Below are 21,212 nucleotides of genomic sequence, written 5' to 3'. Positions count from 1 at the left end.
TAACCGATGATTAACCACAGTGGTCTTGTGGCAATGGCGCTTGCGGCATAATGTCCGCTTAATCGGCCACCGGCCTAATCACCTTTTTTCAACAGGTCTCACCATGCACGTACTGGTTTGCGAAGACGACGAGTTGATCGCCAGCGGCATTGTCGCCGGCCTCACCGCTCAGGGCCTGACGGTAGAGCATGTCGCCACCGCATCGTCTGCGCGGGCGATGCTCAAGGTCGCCGAGTTCGATGTGATGGTGCTCGACCTCGGTCTGCCCGATGAAGACGGTTTGAAGCTGCTGCAGCAGTTGCGGCACAACGGTCTGGAAATCCCGGTGTTGATCCTCACCGCCCGGGATTCAGTCACCGACCGCGTCGATGGCTTGCAGGCCGGCGCCGACGATTACCTGCTCAAGCCGTTCGATTTGCGTGAACTCGCCGCGCGCCTGCACACCTTGTTGCGACGAGTGGCGGGGCGCAGCGTCAACCTGATCGAACATGGCCGTCTGACTTACGACCCAAGCAGTCGCGAAACCATGCTCGGCGGCCAGCCGGTGGACCTTTCCCGTCGTGAGCAGTCGCTGTTGCAGGCCTTGCTGCATAATCGGGGACGGGTGCTGTCCACCGAGCAACTGAAAGACAGCGTTTATGGTTTTAACGATGAGCTGGAAAGCAACGCTCTCAACGTGCATATCCATCACCTGCGGCGCAAACTCGGCAATGGCATTGTCGAGACGGTGCGCGGCCTGGGCTATCGCCTGGGGCCGGCTGATGGCGCAGAGGAATTGAAAAAGTGATGAGCCTGCGTTTGCGCCTGAGCCTGACTCTCGGCGCCGCTTTTGCCCTGATCTGGGCCTTGGCTGCGGCCTGGATGCTCAGCGACCTGCGCAATCAGATGATGTTTTCCCTCGACCAGCGGCTGGTGGCGTCGGCACGCATGGTCGCCGGCCTGATGGAGCAATTGCCGCCATTGCCGAGCAAGGGCGAGGGCACGCATTTCAGCGCTGAACAACTGAACCTCCCCGGCGGCATGGCCTGCCAGGTCAGTTCATTGCGCGGCGAAATCCTCGCCCGCAGTCACACCGATCCGCAACAAACCCTGGAAGCCGAGAAAATGGGCTTCCACGACCAGATGATCGATGGCGCACCGTGGCGCAGTTTCACCCTGGCCCGCGGCGATGTGCGCATCACCACCGCCGACCGGCAGATCGAGCGTGAGGCCTTGAACATGTCGATCCTGCTGGCGGCTTCGGTGCCGGTAGGCGTGGCCTTGCTTGGTTGCCTGTGCCTGCTCTGGCTGGGGATCGGCCAGGGGCTGGCGCCGCTCAACCGCATGCGCGATGCCTTGATGCGCCGCAGCGCCGACTCTCTGGAACCGCTGCAGATCCAGCCGTTACCCAGCGAACTGCAACCGTTGCTGGACACCCAGAATCAGCTGTTCCAGCGCATCGGCAAGACCATCGAACGGGAACGCCGTCTGACCGGTGACGCTGCCCATGAATTGCGCAGCCCACTAACAGCGATCAAGACCCACCTGCAAGTGGCGCGCATGACCGATGGCGCAGCCCGGGATCAATCCCTGGCCCGGGCCGAAGAGGGCGCCGATCGCCTGCACCGGACCCTTGAACAATTGCTGTTGCTGGCGCGGGTCGAGGGCAGTCTGTCGTTCGATGACGGCGTGCAATGCAGCGCCGAGCAAGTGGCGAAACTAGCGATTCAGGACGCCGCCAGCGGTGATCGTCAGCGGATCAAGCTGCAGATGCCGAACAAATACTCCGCTGCACCGGTACAAATGCCGGCAGTTTTGTCGATTGCGGCGTTGCGCAACCTGTTGGACAACGCCCTGCGTCATACCCCGGGCGACGGCGCGGTGGAGCTGAGTCTGGAAACCACCGGCAATCGCGTGCAGTTTTTGGTTCGTGACCATGGGCCCGGCATCGCCGAGGACGATCTGCAACATTTAACCCAACGCTTCTGGCGCAACGGCCAGAGCACCGGCTGCGGACTTGGTCTGGCGATTGTCCAGGCGATTGTCCAGCGCTGCGGCTGCACCCTGCATTTCGACAGCCGGCCGGATGGGTTGCGAGTCGAACTGACCATGCCGTTGCAACCCATCTAATAAACACCACGAACCCTGTAGGAGCCGAGCTTGCTCGCGATGGCGTCCGTACAGTCAACATCAACGTTGAATCTCAGGACGCCATCGCGAGCAAGCTCAGCTCCTTCAGGGCGCTGTGTTGCACATCAAATGTAACTCCTCTCCATTGGCATTCGAGCCACCACCGGCGCTATCGTCCCCGGCAGCTTTTTCTCAATGGATTGAGGTAACAGCGCCATGGATGCCCCCGTACAAATCTGCAAGGCAACCCCCGCCGACGCCGGCATCATCAGCCGGATCGTCGAGCGTTCCATTCGCGTGGGTTGCGCGCTCGACCATCGCAACGATCCGCTCACCGTCGCCACCTGGACCCACAACAAAACCATCGAACACGTGCAGCCCTGGCTGGCCGACGAGCGGTTGTACCTGAACATCGCCCTATTGCAGGACAAACCGGTCGGCGTCGCGATGGCTGCGATCAGCGGCAAAGTCGCGTTTTGTTACGTGCAACCGGAATGGTTTCGTCGCGGGGCCGGGCAAGCGCTGGTGCGCGACCTCGAAGGCTGGCTGACCAATCAGGGGTTATGCCAGGCACGGCTCAACAGCACCCGCACCAGTGAAGCGTTTTACCGTCATCTGGGTTACCAGCCTTGCGCCGAAACCTTCGCCGTAGCCGGGCTCCACGCGATTCCCATGCACAAAGCACTGCCACCACCTTCATAGAAAGCTGATCGAGGGTCTAAATCCTCGGCGCCCTGATGCGTTTCCAGAACAGGAAAACCTTATTGAGGGGTCGAGAGATGTCAGTCGCTACCAGCCTTATGGAAGATCAGTCGGCCCGGATCACTCCGGCGCCGACCGAGACGCTTTATCAGTTCAACGAATCGCCGCTGCTGGCCCGTCAAAACCAGCAGGAATCGAATGCCCGCAGCTATCCGCGACGCATTCCCCTGGCCCTCAAACGTGCCAAGGGCATTTATGTCGAAGACGTCGAAGGCCGCCGTTTCATCGACTGCCTGGCTGGCGCAGGGACGTTAGCCCTTGGGCACAACCATCCGGTGGTGATCGAAGCGATCCAGCAAGTGTTGACCGATGAACTGCCACTGCACACCCTCGACCTGACCACCCCGGTCAAGGATCAGTTCGTTCAGGACCTGTTCGGTCTGCTGCCGCCGGCATTGGCCGCTGAAGCCAAGATCCAGTTCTGTGGCCCGACCGGCACCGACGCGGTGGAAGCCGCGCTGAAACTGGTGCGCACCGCCACCGGACGCAGCACCGTGCTGTCGTTTCAGGGTGGTTATCACGGCATGAGCCAGGGCGCGCTGAGCCTGATGGGCAGTCTGGGGCCGAAGAAACCCTTGGGCGCCTTGCTCAGCAGCGGCGTGCAGTTCATGCCGTACCCCTACGATTACCGCTGCCCGTTCGGGCTCGGCGGCTCGCAAGGTGTGAAGGTCAATCTGAACTACCTGGAAAACCTGCTCAATGATCCAGAAGCCGGCGTGCAATTACCCGCAGCGGTGATCGTTGAAGTGGTGCAGGGCGAAGGCGGGGTGATCCCGGCCGATCTCGACTGGCTGCGCGGCCTGCGGCGGATTACCGAAAAGGCCGGCGTGGCGCTGATCGTCGATGAAATCCAGAGCGGTTTTGGCCGCACCGGCAAGATGTTCGCCTTCGAACACGCCGGGATCATCCCGGATGTGGTGGTCATGTCCAAAGCCATCGGTGGCAGTTTGCCGCTGGCCGTGGTCGTCTATCGCGACTGGCTCGACACCTGGCTGCCGGGTGCCCATGCCGGGACGTTTCGCGGTAATCAGATGGCCATGGCCGCAGGTTCTGCGGTGATGCGTTACCTGACCGAACACAAGGTTTGCGAACACGCCGCCGCCATGGGCGAACGCTTGAGCGAACACCTGCGCATCCTGCAACGGGACTTCCCGCAACTGGGTGATATTCGCGGTCGCGGCTTGATGCTGGGTGTTGAACTGGTCGATCCGACTGGCGAGCTGGATGCGCTGGGTCATCCACCGATCTTCGGTCGTCTGGCGCCGCTGGTGCAGCGTGAATGCCTCAAGCGCGGCTTGATTCTTGAACTGGGCGGCCGTCATGGCGGTGTGGTGCGTTTCCTGCCGCCACTGGTGATCACCGCGGCGGAAATCGATCAGGTGGCCGAGATTTTCGACCGGGCCATGGCCGCTGCCACCGCCAGCCTCTAAATTTCTCAGCCTCAGACACGTTCCTTCTACATACCGGCTGCGCACGCAGTGCAGCCCACCCTACAGCGATGGAGAAAACACCATGACTTCAGTATTCGACCGCGAGGACATCCTCTTTCAGGTCGTGGTCAACCACGAAGAGCAGTACTCGATCTGGCCCGACTACAAAGCCGTGCCAGCAGGCTGGCGCACCGTGGGCAAGAGCGGCTTGAAGAAGGAATGCCTGGCTTACATCGAAGAAACCTGGACTGACATGCGTCCGCTGAGCCTGCGGCAGAAGATGGAAGAGCAGGCGGCCGTGGCTCACTGAGTCACCGCGCAAAACGAAGCCCGCTGAACCAATAAGGTCAGCGGGCTTTTTTTTTGGGTGCGCCAGGCATGGCGCGTTGCGCGTAAGCGCAACCAGTTTGGCTGTGGTGGCCACGCTGGTGACTTGGAGGTGAGAGTCCTCTACACACCCGGCAAGGGGAAGTGTTAGCCAGAGGCAAGGGTGTCGCGGGTGACTGCGAATCTGAAGGAAGCCCGAGGCAAAATGCTGGCCTGACGAACAGGAAGCGGATAGAGGCGGCGCAGCGGGGTAAGACGGCCCAAATCGTCAAAGCCCAATACTTGCACGGAACGCTGTGACGTAAATCCGACAGGCATAAGCAGGAAGGTCGCGCGAATTACCCTGGGAGATCTGCACGTTTGCCACTGTGCTACCGAGCGTCGAGAGGCGACGGGATGAACGTGCAGAAGTCAGCCGAGGCCGTAGTAAGTGACGAATAACCACGTCACCAAGGGCCGAACAGGTTATGCCGCCAGTAGGCGTCAGAGTCTCGTCGAGTATCGAAATGCAGAAATTTCTCCCAGAGAAGACTGTTACCCCGAGTCCCGGACAGTATCCGAGGATGACGGCTGACAGGGCAGAGGTATCGACGGCGTCTGTGGCGTGGACGAACGCGGAGCCGGACACGCTGATGGCGCGGGTGCTTGCACCGGCGAACCTCAAGCGTGCGTATCACCGCGTGGTCAGCAACAAGGGCGCACCGGGTGCCGATGGCATGACGGTCGATGACTTGGCGGGCTACGTAAAACAGTATTGGCCGACCCTCAAGGATCGGTTGCTGGCCGGTGAGTACCACCCGCAAGGTGTATGCGCCGTCGACATCCCCAAACCCAAAGGCGGCACAAGACAGCTGGGTATCCCCAGCGTCGTGGATCGCCTGATCCAGCAGGCTCTGCTGCAACAGCTCACGCCGATCTTCGACCCGCTGTTCTCGGACTACAGCTACGGTTTTCGTCCGGGCAGAAGCGCCCACCAAGCCCTCGAAACCGCTCGGGACCATGTGGCAGCGGGTCACCGCTGGTGCGTGGAACTTGATCTCGAGAAGTTCTTTGATCGGGTCAACCACGATGTCCTGATGGCTTACGTGACGCGTCAAATCGAAGATAAGCGGGTGCTCGCGCTGATCCGTCGTTACCTCGAAGCGGGAACGATGTCGGGCGGACTCGTCAGCCGACGGCAGGAAGGGACGCCGCAAGGCGGCCCGCTCTCGCCGTTGCTGTCGAACATCCTGCTCAACGAACTCGATCGCGAACTGGAACGGCGAGGCCATCGCTTCGTGCGTTATGCCGACGACGCCAACATTTATGTGCGCAGTCGTCGTGCGGGTGAGCGAGTGTTGGCTGGGGTTGAGCGCTACCTGAATCAGCGTCTGAAACTGACGCTGAATCGGGAAAAGAGCTGCGTAGCACGGCCTTGGGTCTGCGACTACTTGGGCTATGGGATGAGCTGGCATAAACAGCCAAAGCTGAGGGTAGCGAGCATAAGCCTGCACCGCCTACGCGATCGACTCAGGGAAATCTTGCGTCGGATACGGGCTCGCTCAATGAGGTATATCGTCGAGCAAGTAACGCCCGTACTGCGTGGTTGGGCTGGCTACTTCAAGCTGACTCAGAGCAAGCGGCCACTTGAGGAACTGGACGGATGGGTGCGTCACAAACTTCGTTGTGTCATCTGGCGTCAATGGAAGCGGCCCTCTACGAGGGCGCGCAACTTGATACGTTTGGGACTCGACGAGGCGCGGGCGTGGAAATCGGCGACCAATGGCCGAGGCCCATGGTGGAACTCGGGAGCGTCGCATATGAATCAGGCGCTACCGAAGAAGCTGTGGGATCGACTCGGGTTGGTCTCGATACTGGATACGATAAACCGGCTTAGCCGCATAACCTGAACCGCCGTATACGGAACCGTACGTACGGTGGTGTGAGAGGACGGCGGCTGTGAAGCCGCCTCCTACTCGATTCTGGAATTTATGTTGTCTTTCAGGCCGCCTTCGCGAGCAGGCTCGCTCCCACATTGGATCTATGGCACGACACAAATCCCCTGTGGGAGCGAGCCTGCTCGCGATGAACGATAACGCGGACCAACTGACGTTACACGCCACTCAACCCCTTGATCAGCAAATCCACATTCCCTTCCAGCTCGGCCACCGGATCCGCCGCATCCACACTCAACACCACCAGACGACTCCCAGCCTCGGCAATCACCGTTTTCACCGCTTCCGACGGCTGTCGGTGGTGCAACACCACCGCCACCTCATTGTCCTTGAGCGTCGAGCCCAATTGCTTGAGCGCTTCGGGTGTCCATTCGGCATCCGGCCGCGCATCGAGGCCGATCAGTTCCAGGTTGAGACCGCCGATCAGATAGCCAAAGTGATCACTCAGGCTCATCACGCTGAGGTTGTCGGCACTGGCCAGCCGCGCTTCGCTGTCGGCGCTGAACTTGAGCAAGCGCTGTTTGAGCGCCGCCAGGTTGGCCTCGATCTTTGGCTTGGCCTCGGGCGCCAGGCGCACCAGGTCCGCCGCCATGACGTCCGCCATCCGCCCCATGTTGTTGCTGGAAAACCACGGCTGACTGTTCAACCCATCAACCTTGTTGCCAGGCAGCACGGCGATGCCGGGCAGGGCGCCGTCCACCGGTCGTGCGGCGTCGACCTCGACGATGCGGATGTTGCTGCGCCGGGAGATCGGGTAAAGCGGATCATCCGCCCACAGCGAACGCAGACCAATCACTGCATCGGCGTCGGTCGCCAGTTTGGCCAGCGCCGGAGCGCCACGACCCGTGAAGTACGCGGTCTGCCGGCTACCGGGCAGACTCGCCGGCGCAGCACGTTCAAGGTTGACATCTGTGCCTTTGAGCAAGACTTCGCCCAGACCATAAGTGATCGGCAAGGACGCCAGCACGCGCAGCGGTTTGGCGCTGTCAGCCGCAAAAGTTGTGTTGACCAGCCCGCAGAGGGCGGCGGCCAGGGTCAGTTGACGCAGAGAGAAAGACATTTATCCGAGATTCCCTTTCAGGCTGGGGACAACGCCGCGCGCAATGGCGGCGAGAGCGAAGGCGATACCGGCCACCAGAATGATCGCTGCGCCGGACGGGATAGGCAGGTCGAACACAATCGGCGCAAGGATCCCGCACAGCGTGCTGACCGTGGCGATCAGCACCGAGCACCAGAAGAAACCTTTCAGCGACTGACTCAGCAATCGCGCCGCTGCCGCCGGAATCACGAGCAGGGCGCCGACCAGAATCGCGCCGATGACTTTTACCGCCGCCACGGTGATCAGGGTCACCAGAATCACAAACAGATAATCCAGGGTCTTCACCGCCACACCACGCACCGCCGCCAGTTGCGGATTGAAACTGGCCAGCATGATGCGGTTGTACAGCGGCAAGGCCAGCGCCATGACCAGCGAGCCGACGATGGCCAACACCAGCAGGTCATTGCCGTTGACGGTCAGCACCGAACCGAACAACACGTTTTCGAGGATGTGCACGTTGACTTTGCCCGCCAATATCAGCAGCAGACTGGCACCCAGCGCCAACGACACCGACAGAAACACACCGATCAACGTATCCGGCGCCAGACCCGTGCGATTGCGCAGGTAGTTCAGCAATATGCCAAACAACAAGCAGTAGCCGAACAGACTGCCGTAAGGCCCGGTGTACGGTTCGCCCAGCAGAATGCCGATGGCCACGCCGGTCAGCGCCGCGTGGCCTACCGCTTCAGAGAAAAATGCGAAACGCTTGACCACCACCAACGTGCCCAAACCACCCAGCACCGGGCCGATCAGCAAACCGGCGAGCAACGCGTTGACCACAAATCCATAGGCCAGCGCCTCGGGCAGATAACCTGACGAGGCCCAGCCCTGGACCATCAAACGAAAGGCTTCGTAACTCATCAGGCAGCGCTCCGTGGATGGGTCGAAAACAGGGTCAGCAGGCGTTCCGGGGTCAGCGCCTGTTTCGGCGTGGCATCGAACAACACCCGGCGATTGAGCCCGGTGACCCGATCCGCCAGCCGTCCAACTGCTTCCAGATCATGCTCGATCCACAGCACGGTGATGCCGCTCTGGCGCCAGTCGCCGAGCAACCGTTCAAACACCTGAATTCCCGCCTCATCCAAAGCCGACATCGGTTCATCCAACACCAACAATTGCGGCGTCGGAATCAACCCTTGAGCCAGCAACACACGCTGGCGTTCACCGCCGGACAACGCACCCATGCGCCGCTTGCGTTTGTCCTGCATGCCGACCCGTTCCAGGGCTTCGCCAATCGCGGCGGCGTAGTGCTTGCTCAACCCGAGAAACGCCGGGCGTCGCTGGCACATCGCGGCCATGAAATCGTCGACGGTCATCGGCAAACCCCGATCGAATTCCAGGGCTTGAGGTACGTAGCCGATGGTTCCCGGTATGCCGGGCCATTGCAGACTCAAGCGACCCTGATGGGGCATCTGCCCGAGCAGGGTCTTGATCAGCGAACTCTTGCCGCCGCCGTTGGGGCCGACCAGCGCATGCACGCTGCTGGGCTGGACCTGAAACGTGACGTTGTCGAGGATCGTCGTGCGGCCCAACGTCAGGCTGACCTCCGAAAAATCTAAGGTCGGCCCGGAAACCTGTGGGAGTGACGGTGCGACGATTCGACCTGCTCGCGATTGCGGTGGGTCAGTCAACATTGATGTCGATTGACACTCCCTCTTCGCGAGCAGGCTCGCTCCCACAGGGGATTCGGGGTTGGTCGAACTGATGGTTTCTTTCGCGGTCATTTACCGGACTCCTGAATCGCCCGGACCACGGTGTTGAGGTTGCCGGTCATTTCCTTTTCATACTTGTCGGCGGTGTATTCGCCATAGGAAATGTGCGACAGCGGGTACAGCTTCACCCCGGATTCACGCTGGATGGTGTCGACGTAGGTGGACGGGAAATCCATCTCCGAGAAGATCACTTTCACATCCAGTTCGCGCAGTTGATCGATGGTTTTTTTCAACTGGCTCGGGCTCGGTTCGATGCCGTGGGCCGGTTCGACCACGGCCGTCACTTCCAGGCCGAATTCGCGCAGCAAATAGTCGTACGCCGCGTGAACCGTGGCCACTCGCAGTTCCGCGTTCGGTGCTTCGGTCAGTTTCGCCAGGGCGTCGGCGCGCATCTGCCGCAGGCGTTTGCCGTAGGCGCGGGCGTTCTGGGTGTAGGTCTTGGCGTTGGCCGGGTCGAGCTTGCCCAGTTCCCGGGCGATGTTGTTGACCTGGGCAATCGAGGCGCTGATCGACAGGAACGTGTGCGGGTTTACGACCTTGCCGGCACCGCGAGCGGCGACGCCGGTGGCGGCCAGCAACGGCACGTTTTCGTTGGCTTCGATCACCGGGACGTTCGGGGTTTCGCTGGCGGCGATCATGCGGTCGGCGAAGTCGTCATGGCCGACGCCGTTGAGCACGACCACGTCCAGACCACTGATGCGCTTGATGTCTTCGGCGCGCGGCTCGTAGGCATGCGGGTTGAAACCGGCCGGAATCAACGGCACCACTTCGGCCTTGTCACCGACGATGTTCGCCACGTAGCTGTAGTAAGGATGCAGGGTGATGCCGATGCGCAGGCGCTTGGCCTCGTCGGCACTGGCCAGCGGAGTCAGCAGACAAGCCAGTAAGCCGACCAGCATCAGGCGCAAGAAAGAACGTTGAGATGAAATAGGCATGGGAAAGCAGTCTTCTCTCGGGTGAAGGCGAGGGTTCAGTGCCGGTGCTGGCGGGTCACGCCGGCATCGAATTGCGCGACGATCTGCTGCCAGCCGGCGCTTTCCAGCGCAGCGTCGGTGAGGTCGGTCGGGGCCGCGAGGGCGTTGCCGCGGTTGAGCCAGACGTCCGGCGCATCGTCGTCAGCGGTCAAGCGCATCAGAAACGAACCCGCCACGGTGGGCGTCTGGCTCTGGCCGAAGTAAGCCTTGGCGTCGAGCAATTGCCAGGCATGACCGCCACGGCTGACGGAACTGGCGTCCTGGGCGAATGGCGCAAAACCCTCACTGGCGAGGGCGGCGGGGGCGGGTAGCGCCTGTTGCTCCTGACGCAGCAGATGAATTTCGTCGAGCGTCACCCGCAGGTCGGCGTAGATGCCTTGCTCGGACGCGCTCAAGTCACGGCGGGCGTCCAGTTGATGGCTGCCAACGCTGCTGACTTCCTGAGACTCACCGCGCCAAGCAACCACCGAACCGGCAACCGCGAGGATCATCAGGCACAACAGCAACACATAGAGGGTTTCATGGCCGGCACCGGCCGGGCGGACGATTTGCGTAGTCGGGGTACTCATGGGGCTTCGATGTCCGCTTGGTCGATCTCGACGACGTGACCGGGACCGGCGTCGAACAACACATAGAATTCGGCGCCCGGCTTCTTGAAAGTCAGGGTCGAATCGGCGCCGAGCTTGCCCGGCACCAGAATGGTTTCGTCGTAGCCGATCACGTCCAGGGTCACCCCCGGTGCGCCGCTGCCGTCGGAGAAACCGCCGGTGCATTTGATCTGCTCGGCGTCGATGGCTTTGCATTCGCACATCGGGTTGTGGGCCAGGGCGCTGGCGCTGAAACCGGCGCAGAGCGCCAGCAGCGCGGCGCTTAGAGGACGTAGAGCGTTGATCATGGTTTGCCTCCTTGTTGGTTCAGCCAGGCGAGGGTGGCCGGGGATGCCTGGCTCAGGGGAATGGAGGCCTGATGCATGGCGCCATCCCAGCCTTCCATGGTGATCCACAGCTCGGCGTCGGCTTTGGTCTTCTCGGGAATCGGCAACATCGCGCCCATGCGGTACGGCGTGCCGAAGAAAATCACCCCGGCAGCGCGCAGGCTGCGCGGTTTGCCAATGCGCAGGTACGTCGCCTTGACCTGATCGCGGCAACTGTCGCACAGCGCCGCGTTGAAGCTTTTCATGTAGCCGGCCGGGCCATCGAGGGTCGGGGCATCGTTGCGCAACTCGGCCAGGCGCAGACTCCAGGGGCCGACCTGAACCTCTCCGATCTCCCGCTCACCCAGGCCGGTGTCACCACGAAACAGCGCAGCGTCGGCAAAGTACTTGGGCATGAACCCCAGCGGCACCAGCAACAGCAGAACGTTGATGTGGAAGCGCCATTTGTGCCAGAAGCGACTCAGTTTCGAAGCCGGTTTATCAGCGATGAACAGGCTCATTGGCTAACCTCCGTGGTTTCACGGCTGTTGGCCGCAGCGATCTGATTGCGCGGGCGTTTATGGCTGCGCTTGAGGGCGTTGGCCGTGGCGAGGGCGGTGCGCTTGGTCCAGATCAACAGGCCGCTGAGGACCATCATGCTCAGGATCAGGCCGAAGAAGAACCAGATCAGTTTGATCCAGATGCCACCGAAGTCGCCGGTGTGCAGCGGACGCATGGACTCGGTCACCAGCTCCAGGCCGGAACGGTCCGACAACAGGCGGGTGGAGGCGATGTCGCCGGTGTACGGGTTGATGTCGGCGGTCTGGAACATCAGCGGATACCAACTGCGCCCGCCCACCGAGAGGTAGCTGTAGGCGTTGGCGGGCAGGCTGACAAAGCTGTCGTCCAGGCCGGGAATACGTTCCTTGGCTTCGCGGATCGCCGTCTCCAGGCTGATCATCGGCGCCGGCGAACCGTCGGCAGTCAGCGGGACACTTTCACGCGGAACCACGGCAGCGACCGGCGCGGTGGAAATTGTAATCTGGTTATCGAACATGAACGCCTGAATCAGAAACCAGGTGCTGGTGATGGAAATCACCGCGATAAACCAGATCGACCAGATGCCGCTGAGGCGGTGAAAGTCGCCCCAGAAAATCCGTGCACCGTGCCGAATGCGCAAAGTCGGTCGCAAGAATCCTTTCCAGAAGCGCTTGTAGACCACCAGCCCGGTGACCAAGGACGCTAATAGCGGCAAGCTCAGGAATGACACCAGGTACCAGCCCCAGCTGTAACCGTTGGTGAACGGCACCAGCCACCAGCCATGCAGGGCGCGGGTAAACGCCTTGAAATTGAATTGCGGGGCCGTGCCCTGAATCACGCCGCTGTAGGGATTGACGTAAACCGTCACCGAGCGACCGTCGGGATAGCTGACGTCCACGTCGAGGGCGAAGTGCGATTCATCGGGTCGGCTGATGGCCTCAACCAGAGTGTTGGGCTCAGCTTTCTTGATGGCGGCGATGATCTGGTCATAGCTGAGCAGCGGCGCATCGTCCGAGGGCTGGCTGGCGCGCATTTGCGGGTTGGCCAGCCAGACGATTTCCTGGCTGACCACCGCCAGGGTGCCGGTCACGCACACGATCAGCACAAAAAACCAGATCGGCAATGCCAGCCAGCTATGGACCAGAAACCAGAGTTTGGAACGGGATTTCTTCGACATGATTAAAGGTCTTGTTTCGATGAGATGGCCGCCGCTAGAGGGTTTCCCGGCGATGAGGTCCATGAAAGGCCGGGCCGTGGCTTTTGCCTACGCGGGCCGACTGCATCTAAATAAGACGGATGAGCATCGAAAATCCCGAAGGGGGATATGAAAGAAAATGTTTCGTATTGCCATGAAGCCTACCCTTTGTAGGAGCGAGCCTGCTCCGGGCGGCGTTCCGACGAAGGCGTCATATCAGTCAATTTCAACGTTGACTGACGCACCGCTTTCGCGAGCAGGCTCGCTCCCACAAGGGATGTTCATTCACTTCGCGGGATCATTGAGTCAACCCTGGCTGTACATCTCCTTCGCCCGCTGCTCGATCTGCTCCTGAGTCAGATCTTCCTTGCGCGTGGCCAGAAACCACAAATGCCCATAGGGATCCTTCAGGGTTCCCGAGCGGTCGCCATAAAACTGATCCTTGACCTCGGACACCACCGTGCCGCCAGCGGCAATCGCCTGTTTATAGGACGTGTCCACATCGTTCACATACAGATGCAGCCCCACGGACGGCGACGTGTCCGGATTGCTCAATGGCCCCTGATCGCACGGCGTGCCAAGCATGATCGGGCAATCGCCGATACGCAGTTCAGCATGGCCGATGCCGCCATCGGGCATGGACAGGCGCATGACTTCGGTGGCGCCAAAAGCTTTCTTGTAAAACTCGATGGCTTCGGCCGCTTTTTGAATGCCCAGATACGGGGTGATGCTGTGATAACCCTCTGGAATAGGTTTGACACTCATGATGGTTCTCCCTGATTTTTTTGTAGATGGAAGATTTCACTTCGCCGCTTTTCAGCAGGATCATCAAGTGTAGGTGCTGCCAAAAATGGCGAGGTCTTGATTTTTGATCCTCAGCATTCACCAAGTTCACAAAAAAGATCACAGCTGCGGCCGCATCACGAGGCAGCAGATTGCGCGGGTTGGTACTGAGAGGCTTGTATGCCTGAATCTACCGTTTATCCGATCAGCCCGCCGGTCGCCCATCGGATCGCCAACGAAGTCGCGCTTCATCCTGACCCGCTACAAAGGCCAGATTGCGCCGGGGTTCCAAGCGAATTAATTGTGGCGAGGGGGCAAGCTCCCTCGCCACAGGAGTGCGATCAGTTCGACTCCAACAGCTGCGCCCCCGGCCCGCGTTCCCCAGCACATCGCCAAGTTGCGCAACGGACATTGCCTCCATCGACAGACCAGTCCGCCCCGCCCTGCACTGCAATCTGGTGGGTTAGATCGACAGCTGCATGACACGCTCGCCCTGAAGGTTTTCGGTGGGCCGGCGCTTGTTCACGGCCAGTTCGCCAATCTTGATCAGACGCGTGCGCGTTACATTGCGGCTCAGCCCCAGCAAAGCAGCGGTGTGCACCTGGTTGTAATGGCTGAAGCGATAGGCCGCCCGCAGTAAAGCGTCTTCGACTTTCTCGTGCAGCGCTCCAGCCTGCTCTTCGAAAAGTTTTTGAAAGGCCCGATCGAGCAGGGCCTCCGGTGAATCGTCGACGGTGCTGTGGTAATCGTCCTGACGCTCGATGCGCATGTTCGACAGGCGCAAATCGTCGCGTTCGATCACGCCGTTTCGGCAGATCAGCAGGGTGTGGTGAATGACGTTTTCCAGTTCGCGGATGTTGCCCGGCCAGCTGTAGCTGCGCAGTTTCAGTTCGGCCTCTTTGCTGATGGTGATGGTGCCGTAGCCGAGGCGCTGGCTGTAGGCTTCGACGAAGTGTCGGGTCAGCGGCAGGATGTCGCCGGGGCGGTCGCGCAGCGGGCTTAATTCGAGGCTGACCACGTCGAGGCGGTAGTACAAATCCTCGCGGAAATGACCGGCGTTGATGGCTTTCTCCAGTTGCACGTTGGTCGCGGCCAGCACGCGCACGTTGATGGGAATGCTCTTGCGTGAACCCAGTCGCACCACTTCGCGCTCTTGCAACACTCGCAACAACTTGACCTGAATCGCCATCGGCAAATCGCCGATTTCGTCGAGGAACAACGTGCCGCCGTCGGCCTCTTCGAACCATCCGGCCTTGGCGCTCAACGCCCCGGTGAAGGCACCTTTTTCATGGCCGAACAACTCGGCCTCCACCAGCGATTCGGAGAACGCGCCGCAGTTCACCGCCACGAATGGCCGGTTGCGCCGGGCGCTGAGGTTGTGGATATGCCGCGCCACCAGCTCCTTGCCGGTGCCGGTTTCGCCGATGATCAGCACGCTGGCTTCACTCGGTGCGACTTGTTGAATGTGGGCGAGCAAGGCCTGGGATTTAGGGTCTTCGAACACCTGCGCCGTGGCGCGGATCGAGGTGGCCAGAGCGGGCGAGGGCGGTAAGGTCAGCAGTTGCATGGGCAGGCTCCATGAATGGAAGGCTATGAATAGAAAGTCGGAACCGGCAGGGACTGGTTGAGCGCCCAGTCACCGAGTTCATGGAGTTTGTAATCCACCGGGTCGTGCAGGGTTTGCGTGCGCAGGTTGCGCCAATGGCGATCCAGTCGCAGTGAGGCATGAGTTGAACGGGCGCCGGTCACTTCGAACAACCGGCTACAGAGTTCCAGACCGTTGCGAGTGGCAGCGACCTTGGCCGTGGCGATAGCGTTAGCGAGGTGTCCACGTTCTTCGGCGCTGAGGTTCGGGCCTTTGGCCCAGGCCTTGTCGAGCAACCCGGCAGCGCGCTCCACCAGCAGTCGAACACTTTCGAGGGCGACCCAGAATTCGCCGTAGTGGCCGAGCACATAAGGATCCTGACGCACATCCTGAGCACTGGATTTGTGCCACGGACGGGTCTCGGTGAGGGTGTATTGCCGCGCTTCTTCGAAGGCACCTTCAGCGATGCCGAGGAACATGTGAGTGAATGTCAGCTGGGCAATCAACGGCCGCAGGCAGGCGAATGGCGTACTCAGCGGGCCGGGATCGAGGAGTAATTCCGACTCTTCGACCCGTACCCGTTCGAACGTCGCGCTGCCGCTGTCGCTCTGGCGCTGGCCCATGTTGTTCCAGTCGTTATGCAAGGTGATGCCGCTGCGACCGCTGGGAATCGCGGCGATCAACAGCTTGCCGCCAGCGCTTTCGTCGACGGCCGAGGCGATCAGCATTTCCGAATCGCTGGCGCCGGAGCAGAAGCTTTTCTTGCCGGAAAACTCACGCCAGCCACCGAGGTTTTTTACCACGGTGCGGGTGTCCAGCGGGTTCAGGGCGTTGCCCCAGAACCAGTTTTTGCGCGCGGTCTGTTCGAACCATGGCTGCCACTGCTCGGGCCGGGCGAACAGGCGCACGGTGGCGAGCATCAGGTGATGGAAGCCGAAGACATGGGCAATCGAACTGTCGACCTTGGCGAACTCGCGCACGATGGTCAGGGTGTCACTCCAGCTGGCGCCGAGGCCGCCGTACTGGGTGGGAATGCTTAACGCGAGCAGACCGCTTTGGCGCAAGGCATCACGTTCGGCTTTGGGTGTACCGCCACGTTCATCGCGCTCGACAGCGGTCAGGGCAAACTCGGCGGCCAATCGGCGGGCGGTCTGCAAGGGGGATATCAGGGCGCTTTGCGGTTTGGCAGGCACACGGGGTTCCTCATGAAAATCGACGCCATCCCCTGTAGGAGCAAGGCTTGCCCGCGATGAACGATGATGCGGTCCAACTGGATAAACCGCAGTGACCGCATCGCGAGCAAGCTTTGCTCCTACAAGGGCGCGTGGGTCAGGCCGTGGCTTTGGTGGGGAGCACATCATTGGCAATCATTTCGCCGAACGGCCCGGTGAGATTAGTGACGCCGCGCCCGGCCAGGCTGGCGTACGGCTCAGGCAACAGCGGGAACACCAGCTCGGCAAAACGATAAGCCTCTTCGAGGTGCGGATAGCCGGAGAAGATGAAGCTCTCGATCCCCAGGTCCGCGTACTCCTTGATTCGCGCCGCCACTTGCTGCGGATCGCCCACCAACGCCGTCCCGGCACCGCCACGCACCAGACCGACACCGGCCCAGAGGTTGGGGGATATTTCCAGGTTGTCACGACGCCCGTCATGCAACGCCGCCATGCGCCGCTGACCTTCGGAATCAAAACGCGAGAACGACTTCTGCGCGGCCGCGATGGTTTCGTCGCTGATGTGTTCGATGAGTTTGTCGGCCGCTTTCCAGGCCTCTTCGGCGGTCTCGCGAACGATCACGTGCAAGCGAATCCCGAACTTCACCGTGCGACCGTTTCGCGCTGCACGCTCACGCACATCGGCCAGTTTTTCCGCCACGGCAGCCGGTGGTTCGCCCCAAGTCAGGTAGACATCAACCTGCTCGGCGGCCAGTTCATGCGCGGCTTCGGAAGAACCGCCGAAGTACAGCGGCGGATAGGGTTTTTGCACCGGCGGATACAGCGCCTTGGCGTTCTGCACTTGCAGGTGTTTGCCTTCGAAATCCACCGATTCGCCTTGCAGCACCCGGCGCCAGATTTTCAGGAATTCGTCGGTCACTTCGTAGCGTTCGCTGTGATCGAGGAAGATGCCGTCACCACGGTTTTCATCCGGGTCACCGCCGGTGACCACGTTGATCAGCAAGCGACCATTGGACAGTCGATCCAGTGTCGCGGCCATGCGCGCCGAGACCGTCGGCGAGATGATCCCCGGCCGAATCGCCACCAGATAACGCAGGCGTTCGGTCAGCGGCACCAGCGCCGAAGCAATCACCCACGAATCCTCGCAGGAGCGCCCGGTGGGAATCAGTACGCCGTGGTAGCCAAGGCTGTCGGCCGCCTGAGCCACTTGTTTCAGGTAGTTGAGTGTCACCGGGCGAGCGCCCTGAGTGGTGCCCAGATAATGGCCGTCGCCGTGGGTCGGCAGGAACCAGAAAACATCCATGAAGAAATCCTTAAGCGATTTTCAGCAGATTTTTGGGGTGCACGCCAAACAACGGCGCGGCGCGTTCTGCCGCAAGACGAATGCGGGCCTTCAAGGGCTCACTGGTTATTTGATAATTCGAGAAATCGGCTTCGGTGGCGTAGACGCCAATCGGCAAGGTCAAGGCCTGGAAGAAACTGAACAGCGGCCGCAACTGGTGATCCAGCACCAGTGCATGACGCTCGCTGCCACCGGTGGCGGCCAGCAATACCGGCGTGTCGATCAATGCATTGAGGTCGATCAGGTCGAACAGATGCTTGAGCAGTCCTGGGTAGGAACCGCGATAAACCGGGGCGGCGACGATCAGCAGGTCGGCGTTCTCGATCGCTTGTAGCTCGGCTTCGATCTCGACGCTCAACTCTTGACGGGACAGTGCAGCACCCAACGGGCGGGCGATGTCACCCAGTTCAATCAGTTTGCTTTCAATCGGCAATTGCTCGGCCAGTTGTGCCAACAGCGCCTGGGTCAGCACCAACGTGCGGGATGGACGCCAGGTACCGCCGGAGAGGGCAACGACTTTCAATGGACGCGACATGACCAGTTCCTTTTTAAACAGTTGCTCAGGGAGCAGTGAGTAGTCACTACAGAGAGCAAGAGCTGTACCAATCCATCGGAACCCCGATTTACGGGGCTTTCAGCGTGTTGGCCGGTAGACACTGTACGAATGGCAGAGCTGTTTGTTGAATGGCTGTTGCCTGGCAAACAGTTGCTTGGGCAACAGTGCGTGAAGCGATGACAGTTGTTATAAAGGCTCTGTGTTATTCCGCAAAAGACCTAGAATTAATATTTATAGATCGTTTAGAGATATAAGGCGCACGACCTGAGCGGCATTAGGCAAAGTTGATAGCCACTATCGAGAGCGTTGATTTCTGCTGATCGGATGCCCGGCGTAGCCTGTGTTCATTGCCTCGAAGCCAGATGTCAGGACACTCACAATGAAACCTCTAATCGCTACTTTCTTGCTGCTTGCGGTCTCCGTGCTCGCCGGATGTGCCAGCCATGTTTCCCCGGAATTACGGCCGTACACCGCAGAAGAAACCAGAGAATTGGCACTTGAGGCATTGAATCGTCGCGGTCTGTCTTTCGACGAGTACCACGCGAAAAAAGCCGAATTGCTCGGCCAACCGCAAAAGACGTTCAGTTTCGACAAACAAGGCGAGATGAACGCCGAACGTGCTGTACAGCTGCACGGTCGTCCTAGCTGATCGCAAACTGTACCGCTTGAAGTTTCACGCAACTGTCCATGGGTTTCCCTCAAAGCGTGCGATAGGGTCAACACCTGACTGACCCCAATGGACTGCCACCCATGACGCTCTCGCTCGATCTGCTGCTGGGCTTTGCCCTGTTTGCGCTTGTCACCTCGATTACTCCCGGACCCAACAACACGATGCTGCTGGCATCGGGCGTGAACTTCGGCTTTAACCGCACCATTCCCCACATGCTTGGCATCACCTGCGGCTTCTTCGTACTCGTGGTGGCGGTAGGTTTCGGCTTGGGCGCAGTGTTTCAAACCTATCCTTTGCTCTATAGCGTGCTGCGCTACGTTGGCGCGGCGTATTTGTTGTATCTGGCGTGGAAAATCGCCCATTCGGGACCGGTTTCCGAGAGTGAAAAGGGCGAGGGTAAGCCGATCAGCTATTTGGGCGCCGCAGCGTTTCAGTGGGTCAATCCCAAGGCCTGGATCATGGCCATCGGAGCCATCAGCACCTACACGCCGATGCAGGGTTATTTCACCAACGTGATCGTGATTGCGGCCGTGTTCGCCTTGATCAACCTGCCGAGCGTCAGTGTCTGGGCGGGCTGTGGCACGTTGTTGCGCAACGTGTTGAAGGATCGCCGCTGGTTGCGGCTGTTCAATTGGGGCATGGCCTTGCTGCTGGTGGCTTCGCTGTACCCGTTGTTGCTCGAAAGCTTTAGCTGACGCATTGCTTCAACCGGTCACCCGATGCCTGTTAAGCTCGACTTCAGGAGCGTTCCTACGCACTTTTAAATGAAGTTGTTCTTCTTTAACGGCCTCCGATCAGGTATTTCTAACGCTCTGAACGATCGGCGCAGCTCACGAGGCTGCGCTTTGACGTTTCAGTGACGAGCCTCCTGATCCCGGAACATGCTCTGCGAGTCTTCTATGAATAAACGTCCTCTGTATTTCGACTACGCCGCCACCACGCCGGTGGATGAGCGAGTCATCAAGGTCATGGTCGAGTGTCTGGGTTTTACCGGCAACTTCGGCAACCCGGCGTCCAGCTCCCATGCGTTCGGTCAACAGGCCCGGCAAACGGTCGAGCAGGCGCGGTGTCAGGTCGCCGAACTGGTCGGCGCTCAGGCGGACCAGATCGTCTGGACCTCCGGCGCCACTGAATCCAACAATCTCGCGCTCAAGGGCGTGGCCCAGGCACGCGGCGTTTCTGGCGGCCACATCATCACCAGCCAGATCGAACACAAAGCGATTCTCGACACGGCAAAGCAGTTGCAGGACGCCGGCGTCGCGGTGACTTATCTGGTGCCTGACGCCGAGGGTTTGATAACTCCGCAAGCGGTCAGCGAAGCGATGCGCGAAGACACCTTTCTGGTGTCGCTGATGCTGGTCAACAACGAGCTGGGCACGGTCAACGACATCTCGGCCATCGGCGAAGTCGTGCGTGCTCGCGATGCGTTGTTCCATGTCGACGCGGCTCAGGGTGCAGGCAAAGTAGTGATCGACCTGGCCCGGTTGCCAGTGGATCTGATGTCATTTTCCGCCCACAAGATTTACGGCCCCAAAGGCATCGGTGCGCTGTACGTCGGGCCGCGCGCGCAGCAGCGTTTGCAGGCGCAGATTCACGGCGGTGGTCATGAGGGCGGTTTGCGTTCCGGCACCCTGGCGACTCACCAGATCGCTGCCATGGGTGTGGCGTTCTCGTTGGCGGCCTCTTCGTTCGATGAAGAGAAAGCCACGATCGTGCGGTTGCGCGAGCGCTTGCTCAAACAGTTGCTGAGTATTCCCGGGGTTCGCCTCAATGGCAGTCCGACCCAGCGCATCCCTCATACCCTGAGCCTGACCTTCAACGAAGGTGAGTTCAGTTCTGCGGCGTTGAGCAACTCGATCGCGTTTTCCGCAACCTCGGCCTGCAATTCCGCGAGCAATGCGCCCTCCCATGTGCTGCTGGCCCTGGGGCATGACGCCCGCTCGGCGAGTCGCACCATTCGTTTGAGTCTCGGCCGGTTCACCACCGAGCAAGACATAGACCAAGCGGTACACCTGATTAAAGCGGCCTGCGCCAGTGCTCCGGCATTTTGGCAATAAGGCCTGAAAGTGCCGGCGTTGATCGGCACTCAACAATAATGATGAAGTCATT

The 21,212-nt window shown here is 60.4% G+C and carries 22 protein-coding genes; 9 read left to right on the top strand and 13 right to left on the bottom strand.

What is annotated here, in order from left to right; genetic code table 11:
- Nucleotides 1-103 precede the first annotated feature (103 nt).
- The 6 genes from ACYZUA_RS23155 to ltrA all read left to right on the top strand — a co-directional run bounded on the left by ACYZUA_RS23155 (nucleotide 104) and on the right by ltrA (nucleotide 6,517).
- Nucleotides 104-787: a response regulator gene (locus tag ACYZUA_RS23155; protein ID WP_282481350.1), complete on the top strand. Its 684-nt coding sequence runs from the start codon at nucleotides 104-106 to the stop codon at nucleotides 785-787.
- Nucleotides 784-2,109, top strand: coding sequence for an ATP-binding protein (locus ACYZUA_RS23150; protein WP_461960759.1), 1,326 nt, complete (start codon nucleotides 784-786; stop codon nucleotides 2,107-2,109). Before ACYZUA_RS23155 ends, ACYZUA_RS23150 begins: the two co-directional genes overlap by 4 nt.
- Before the next feature lie 216 nt (nucleotides 2,110-2,325).
- Nucleotides 2,326-2,811, top strand: coding sequence for a GNAT family N-acetyltransferase (locus ACYZUA_RS23145; RefSeq protein WP_461960758.1), 486 nt, complete (start codon nucleotides 2,326-2,328; stop codon nucleotides 2,809-2,811).
- Nucleotides 2,812-2,888: 77 nt separating this feature from the next.
- Complete coding sequence (locus ACYZUA_RS23140) at nucleotides 2,889-4,301, top strand: diaminobutyrate--2-oxoglutarate transaminase (RefSeq protein WP_461960757.1); 1,413 nt, start codon at nucleotides 2,889-2,891, stop codon at nucleotides 4,299-4,301.
- 82 nt (nucleotides 4,302-4,383) lie between these two features.
- Complete coding sequence (locus ACYZUA_RS23135) at nucleotides 4,384-4,611, top strand: MbtH family protein (protein ID WP_008152757.1); 228 nt, start codon at nucleotides 4,384-4,386, stop codon at nucleotides 4,609-4,611.
- Between the two features lie 484 nt (nucleotides 4,612-5,095).
- On the top strand, nucleotides 5,096-6,517 hold the full coding sequence (gene ltrA / locus ACYZUA_RS23130) for a group II intron reverse transcriptase/maturase (RefSeq protein WP_461959972.1): 1,422 nt from the start codon (nucleotides 5,096-5,098) through the stop codon (nucleotides 6,515-6,517).
- A gap of 202 nt (nucleotides 6,518-6,719) precedes the next feature.
- Here ltrA and ACYZUA_RS23125 read toward each other — a convergent pair whose 3' ends face one another.
- The 13 genes from ACYZUA_RS23125 to msuE form a co-directional block, all read right to left on the bottom strand.
- Nucleotides 6,720-7,622, bottom strand: a complete 903-nt coding sequence (locus ACYZUA_RS23125) for a metal ABC transporter substrate-binding protein (protein WP_461960756.1) — start codon at nucleotides 7,620-7,622, stop codon at nucleotides 6,720-6,722.
- Nucleotides 7,623-8,522: a metal ABC transporter permease gene (locus tag ACYZUA_RS23120; RefSeq protein ID WP_427631526.1), complete on the bottom strand. Its 900-nt coding sequence runs from the start codon at nucleotides 8,520-8,522 to the stop codon at nucleotides 7,623-7,625.
- On the bottom strand, nucleotides 8,522-9,385 hold the full coding sequence (locus tag ACYZUA_RS23115; RefSeq protein ID WP_461960755.1) for a metal ABC transporter ATP-binding protein: 864 nt from the start codon (nucleotides 9,383-9,385) through the stop codon (nucleotides 8,522-8,524). The genes ACYZUA_RS23120 and ACYZUA_RS23115 overlap by 1 nt, the downstream gene beginning before the upstream one ends.
- Entirely contained in the window at nucleotides 9,382-10,308 is a 927-nt protein-coding gene (locus tag ACYZUA_RS23110) for a metal ABC transporter substrate-binding protein (protein WP_461960754.1), read from the bottom strand. The genes ACYZUA_RS23115 and ACYZUA_RS23110 overlap by 4 nt, the downstream gene beginning before the upstream one ends.
- 35 nt (nucleotides 10,309-10,343) lie before the next feature.
- Complete coding sequence (locus ACYZUA_RS23105; protein ID WP_461960753.1) at nucleotides 10,344-10,916, bottom strand: DUF6162 family protein; 573 nt, start codon at nucleotides 10,914-10,916, stop codon at nucleotides 10,344-10,346.
- Entirely contained in the window at nucleotides 10,913-11,242 is a 330-nt protein-coding gene (locus tag ACYZUA_RS23100) for a hypothetical protein (protein ID WP_461960752.1), read from the bottom strand. The genes ACYZUA_RS23105 and ACYZUA_RS23100 overlap by 4 nt, the downstream gene beginning before the upstream one ends.
- The gene (locus ACYZUA_RS23095) at nucleotides 11,239-11,781 is read right to left on the bottom strand and encodes a thiamine pyrophosphate-binding protein (protein WP_461960751.1); all 543 of its coding nucleotides are present in this window, start codon (nucleotides 11,779-11,781) and stop codon (nucleotides 11,239-11,241) included. The genes ACYZUA_RS23100 and ACYZUA_RS23095 overlap by 4 nt, the downstream gene beginning before the upstream one ends.
- Nucleotides 11,778-12,977, bottom strand: a complete 1,200-nt coding sequence (locus ACYZUA_RS23090) for a PepSY-associated TM helix domain-containing protein (RefSeq protein WP_461960750.1) — start codon at nucleotides 12,975-12,977, stop codon at nucleotides 11,778-11,780. The genes ACYZUA_RS23095 and ACYZUA_RS23090 overlap by 4 nt, the downstream gene beginning before the upstream one ends.
- Before the next feature lie 324 nt (nucleotides 12,978-13,301).
- Nucleotides 13,302-13,760, bottom strand: a complete 459-nt coding sequence (locus ACYZUA_RS23085) for a VOC family protein (RefSeq protein WP_461960749.1) — start codon at nucleotides 13,758-13,760, stop codon at nucleotides 13,302-13,304.
- 481 nt (nucleotides 13,761-14,241) lie between these two features.
- Nucleotides 14,242-15,345 carry a sigma-54 interaction domain-containing protein gene (locus ACYZUA_RS23080; RefSeq protein ID WP_046049225.1) on the bottom strand — a complete coding sequence of 368 codons (1,104 nt, stop codon included), beginning with the start codon at nucleotides 15,343-15,345 and terminating at the stop codon, nucleotides 14,242-14,244.
- Between the two features lie 23 nt (nucleotides 15,346-15,368).
- The gene (locus ACYZUA_RS23075; protein WP_461960748.1) at nucleotides 15,369-16,556 is read right to left on the bottom strand and encodes an acyl-CoA dehydrogenase family protein; all 1,188 of its coding nucleotides are present in this window, start codon (nucleotides 16,554-16,556) and stop codon (nucleotides 15,369-15,371) included.
- Between the two features lie 136 nt (nucleotides 16,557-16,692).
- Nucleotides 16,693-17,838, bottom strand: a complete 1,146-nt coding sequence (ssuD, locus tag ACYZUA_RS23070; RefSeq protein WP_033059220.1) for an FMNH2-dependent alkanesulfonate monooxygenase — start codon at nucleotides 17,836-17,838, stop codon at nucleotides 16,693-16,695.
- Between the two features lie 10 nt (nucleotides 17,839-17,848).
- Nucleotides 17,849-18,412 carry an FMN reductase gene (msuE, locus tag ACYZUA_RS23065; RefSeq protein WP_461960747.1) on the bottom strand — a complete coding sequence of 188 codons (564 nt, stop codon included), beginning with the start codon at nucleotides 18,410-18,412 and terminating at the stop codon, nucleotides 17,849-17,851.
- 400 nt (nucleotides 18,413-18,812) lie between these two features.
- On the opposite strand from msuE, the gene ACYZUA_RS23060 reads away from it, so the two are divergent.
- The 3 genes from ACYZUA_RS23060 to ACYZUA_RS23050 all read left to right on the top strand — a co-directional run bounded on the left by ACYZUA_RS23060 (nucleotide 18,813) and on the right by ACYZUA_RS23050 (nucleotide 21,160).
- A complete protein-coding gene (locus tag ACYZUA_RS23060; protein WP_461960746.1) occupies nucleotides 18,813-19,082 on the top strand; it encodes a hypothetical protein in 270 nt (89 codons plus the stop codon).
- A 101-nt stretch (nucleotides 19,083-19,183) separates the two neighbouring features.
- Nucleotides 19,184-19,798 (top strand): LysE family translocator, encoded by a 615-nt coding sequence (locus ACYZUA_RS23055; protein ID WP_461960745.1) that lies wholly within the window; start codon nucleotides 19,184-19,186, stop codon nucleotides 19,796-19,798.
- Nucleotides 19,799-20,002: 204 nt separating this feature from the next.
- A complete protein-coding gene (locus ACYZUA_RS23050; protein ID WP_461960744.1) occupies nucleotides 20,003-21,160 on the top strand; it encodes a cysteine desulfurase family protein in 1,158 nt (385 codons plus the stop codon).
- The last annotated feature ends 52 nt before the right edge of the window (nucleotides 21,161-21,212 follow it).

Source organism: Pseudomonas sp. LS2P72 (genome assembly GCF_054897865.1).
Note: the sequence above shows the minus strand (reverse complement) of the source record. Positions and strands in the feature narration are given on the sequence as shown.

Coding starts and splice junctions, on each gene's coding strand:
- ACYZUA_RS23095 (WP_461960751.1), bottom strand. CDS start 11,781: ATGAGCCTGTTCATCGCTGATAAACCGGCTTCGAAACTGAGTCGCTTC.
- ltrA (WP_461959972.1), top strand. CDS start 5,096: ATGCCGCCAGTAGGCGTCAGAGTCTCGTCGAGTATCGAAATGCAGAAA.
- ACYZUA_RS23145 (WP_461960758.1), top strand. CDS start 2,326: ATGGATGCCCCCGTACAAATCTGCAAGGCAACCCCCGCCGACGCCGGC.
- ACYZUA_RS23100 (WP_461960752.1), bottom strand. CDS start 11,242: ATGATCAACGCTCTACGTCCTCTAAGCGCCGCGCTGCTGGCGCTCTGC.
- ACYZUA_RS23090 (WP_461960750.1), bottom strand. CDS start 12,977: ATGTCGAAGAAATCCCGTTCCAAACTCTGGTTTCTGGTCCATAGCTGG.
- ACYZUA_RS23115 (WP_461960755.1), bottom strand. CDS start 9,385: ATGACCGCGAAAGAAACCATCAGTTCGACCAACCCCGAATCCCCTGTG.
- ACYZUA_RS23120 (WP_427631526.1), bottom strand. CDS start 8,522: ATGAGTTACGAAGCCTTTCGTTTGATGGTCCAGGGCTGGGCCTCGTCA.
- ACYZUA_RS23105 (WP_461960753.1), bottom strand. CDS start 10,916: ATGAGTACCCCGACTACGCAAATCGTCCGCCCGGCCGGTGCCGGCCAT.
- msuE (WP_461960747.1), bottom strand. CDS start 18,412: ATGTCGCGTCCATTGAAAGTCGTTGCCCTCTCCGGCGGTACCTGGCGT.
- ACYZUA_RS23080 (WP_046049225.1), bottom strand. CDS start 15,345: ATGCAACTGCTGACCTTACCGCCCTCGCCCGCTCTGGCCACCTCGATC.
- ACYZUA_RS23135 (WP_008152757.1), top strand. CDS start 4,384: ATGACTTCAGTATTCGACCGCGAGGACATCCTCTTTCAGGTCGTGGTC.
- ACYZUA_RS23110 (WP_461960754.1), bottom strand. CDS start 10,308: ATGCCTATTTCATCTCAACGTTCTTTCTTGCGCCTGATGCTGGTCGGC.
- ACYZUA_RS23055 (WP_461960745.1), top strand. CDS start 19,184: ATGACGCTCTCGCTCGATCTGCTGCTGGGCTTTGCCCTGTTTGCGCTT.
- ACYZUA_RS23050 (WP_461960744.1), top strand. CDS start 20,003: ATGAATAAACGTCCTCTGTATTTCGACTACGCCGCCACCACGCCGGTG.
- ACYZUA_RS23125 (WP_461960756.1), bottom strand. CDS start 7,622: ATGTCTTTCTCTCTGCGTCAACTGACCCTGGCCGCCGCCCTCTGCGGG.
- ACYZUA_RS23085 (WP_461960749.1), bottom strand. CDS start 13,760: ATGAGTGTCAAACCTATTCCAGAGGGTTATCACAGCATCACCCCGTAT.
- ACYZUA_RS23155 (WP_282481350.1), top strand. CDS start 104: ATGCACGTACTGGTTTGCGAAGACGACGAGTTGATCGCCAGCGGCATT.
- ACYZUA_RS23060 (WP_461960746.1), top strand. CDS start 18,813: ATGAAACCTCTAATCGCTACTTTCTTGCTGCTTGCGGTCTCCGTGCTC.
- ssuD (WP_033059220.1), bottom strand. CDS start 17,838: ATGGATGTTTTCTGGTTCCTGCCGACCCACGGCGACGGCCATTATCTG.
- ACYZUA_RS23140 (WP_461960757.1), top strand. CDS start 2,889: ATGTCAGTCGCTACCAGCCTTATGGAAGATCAGTCGGCCCGGATCACT.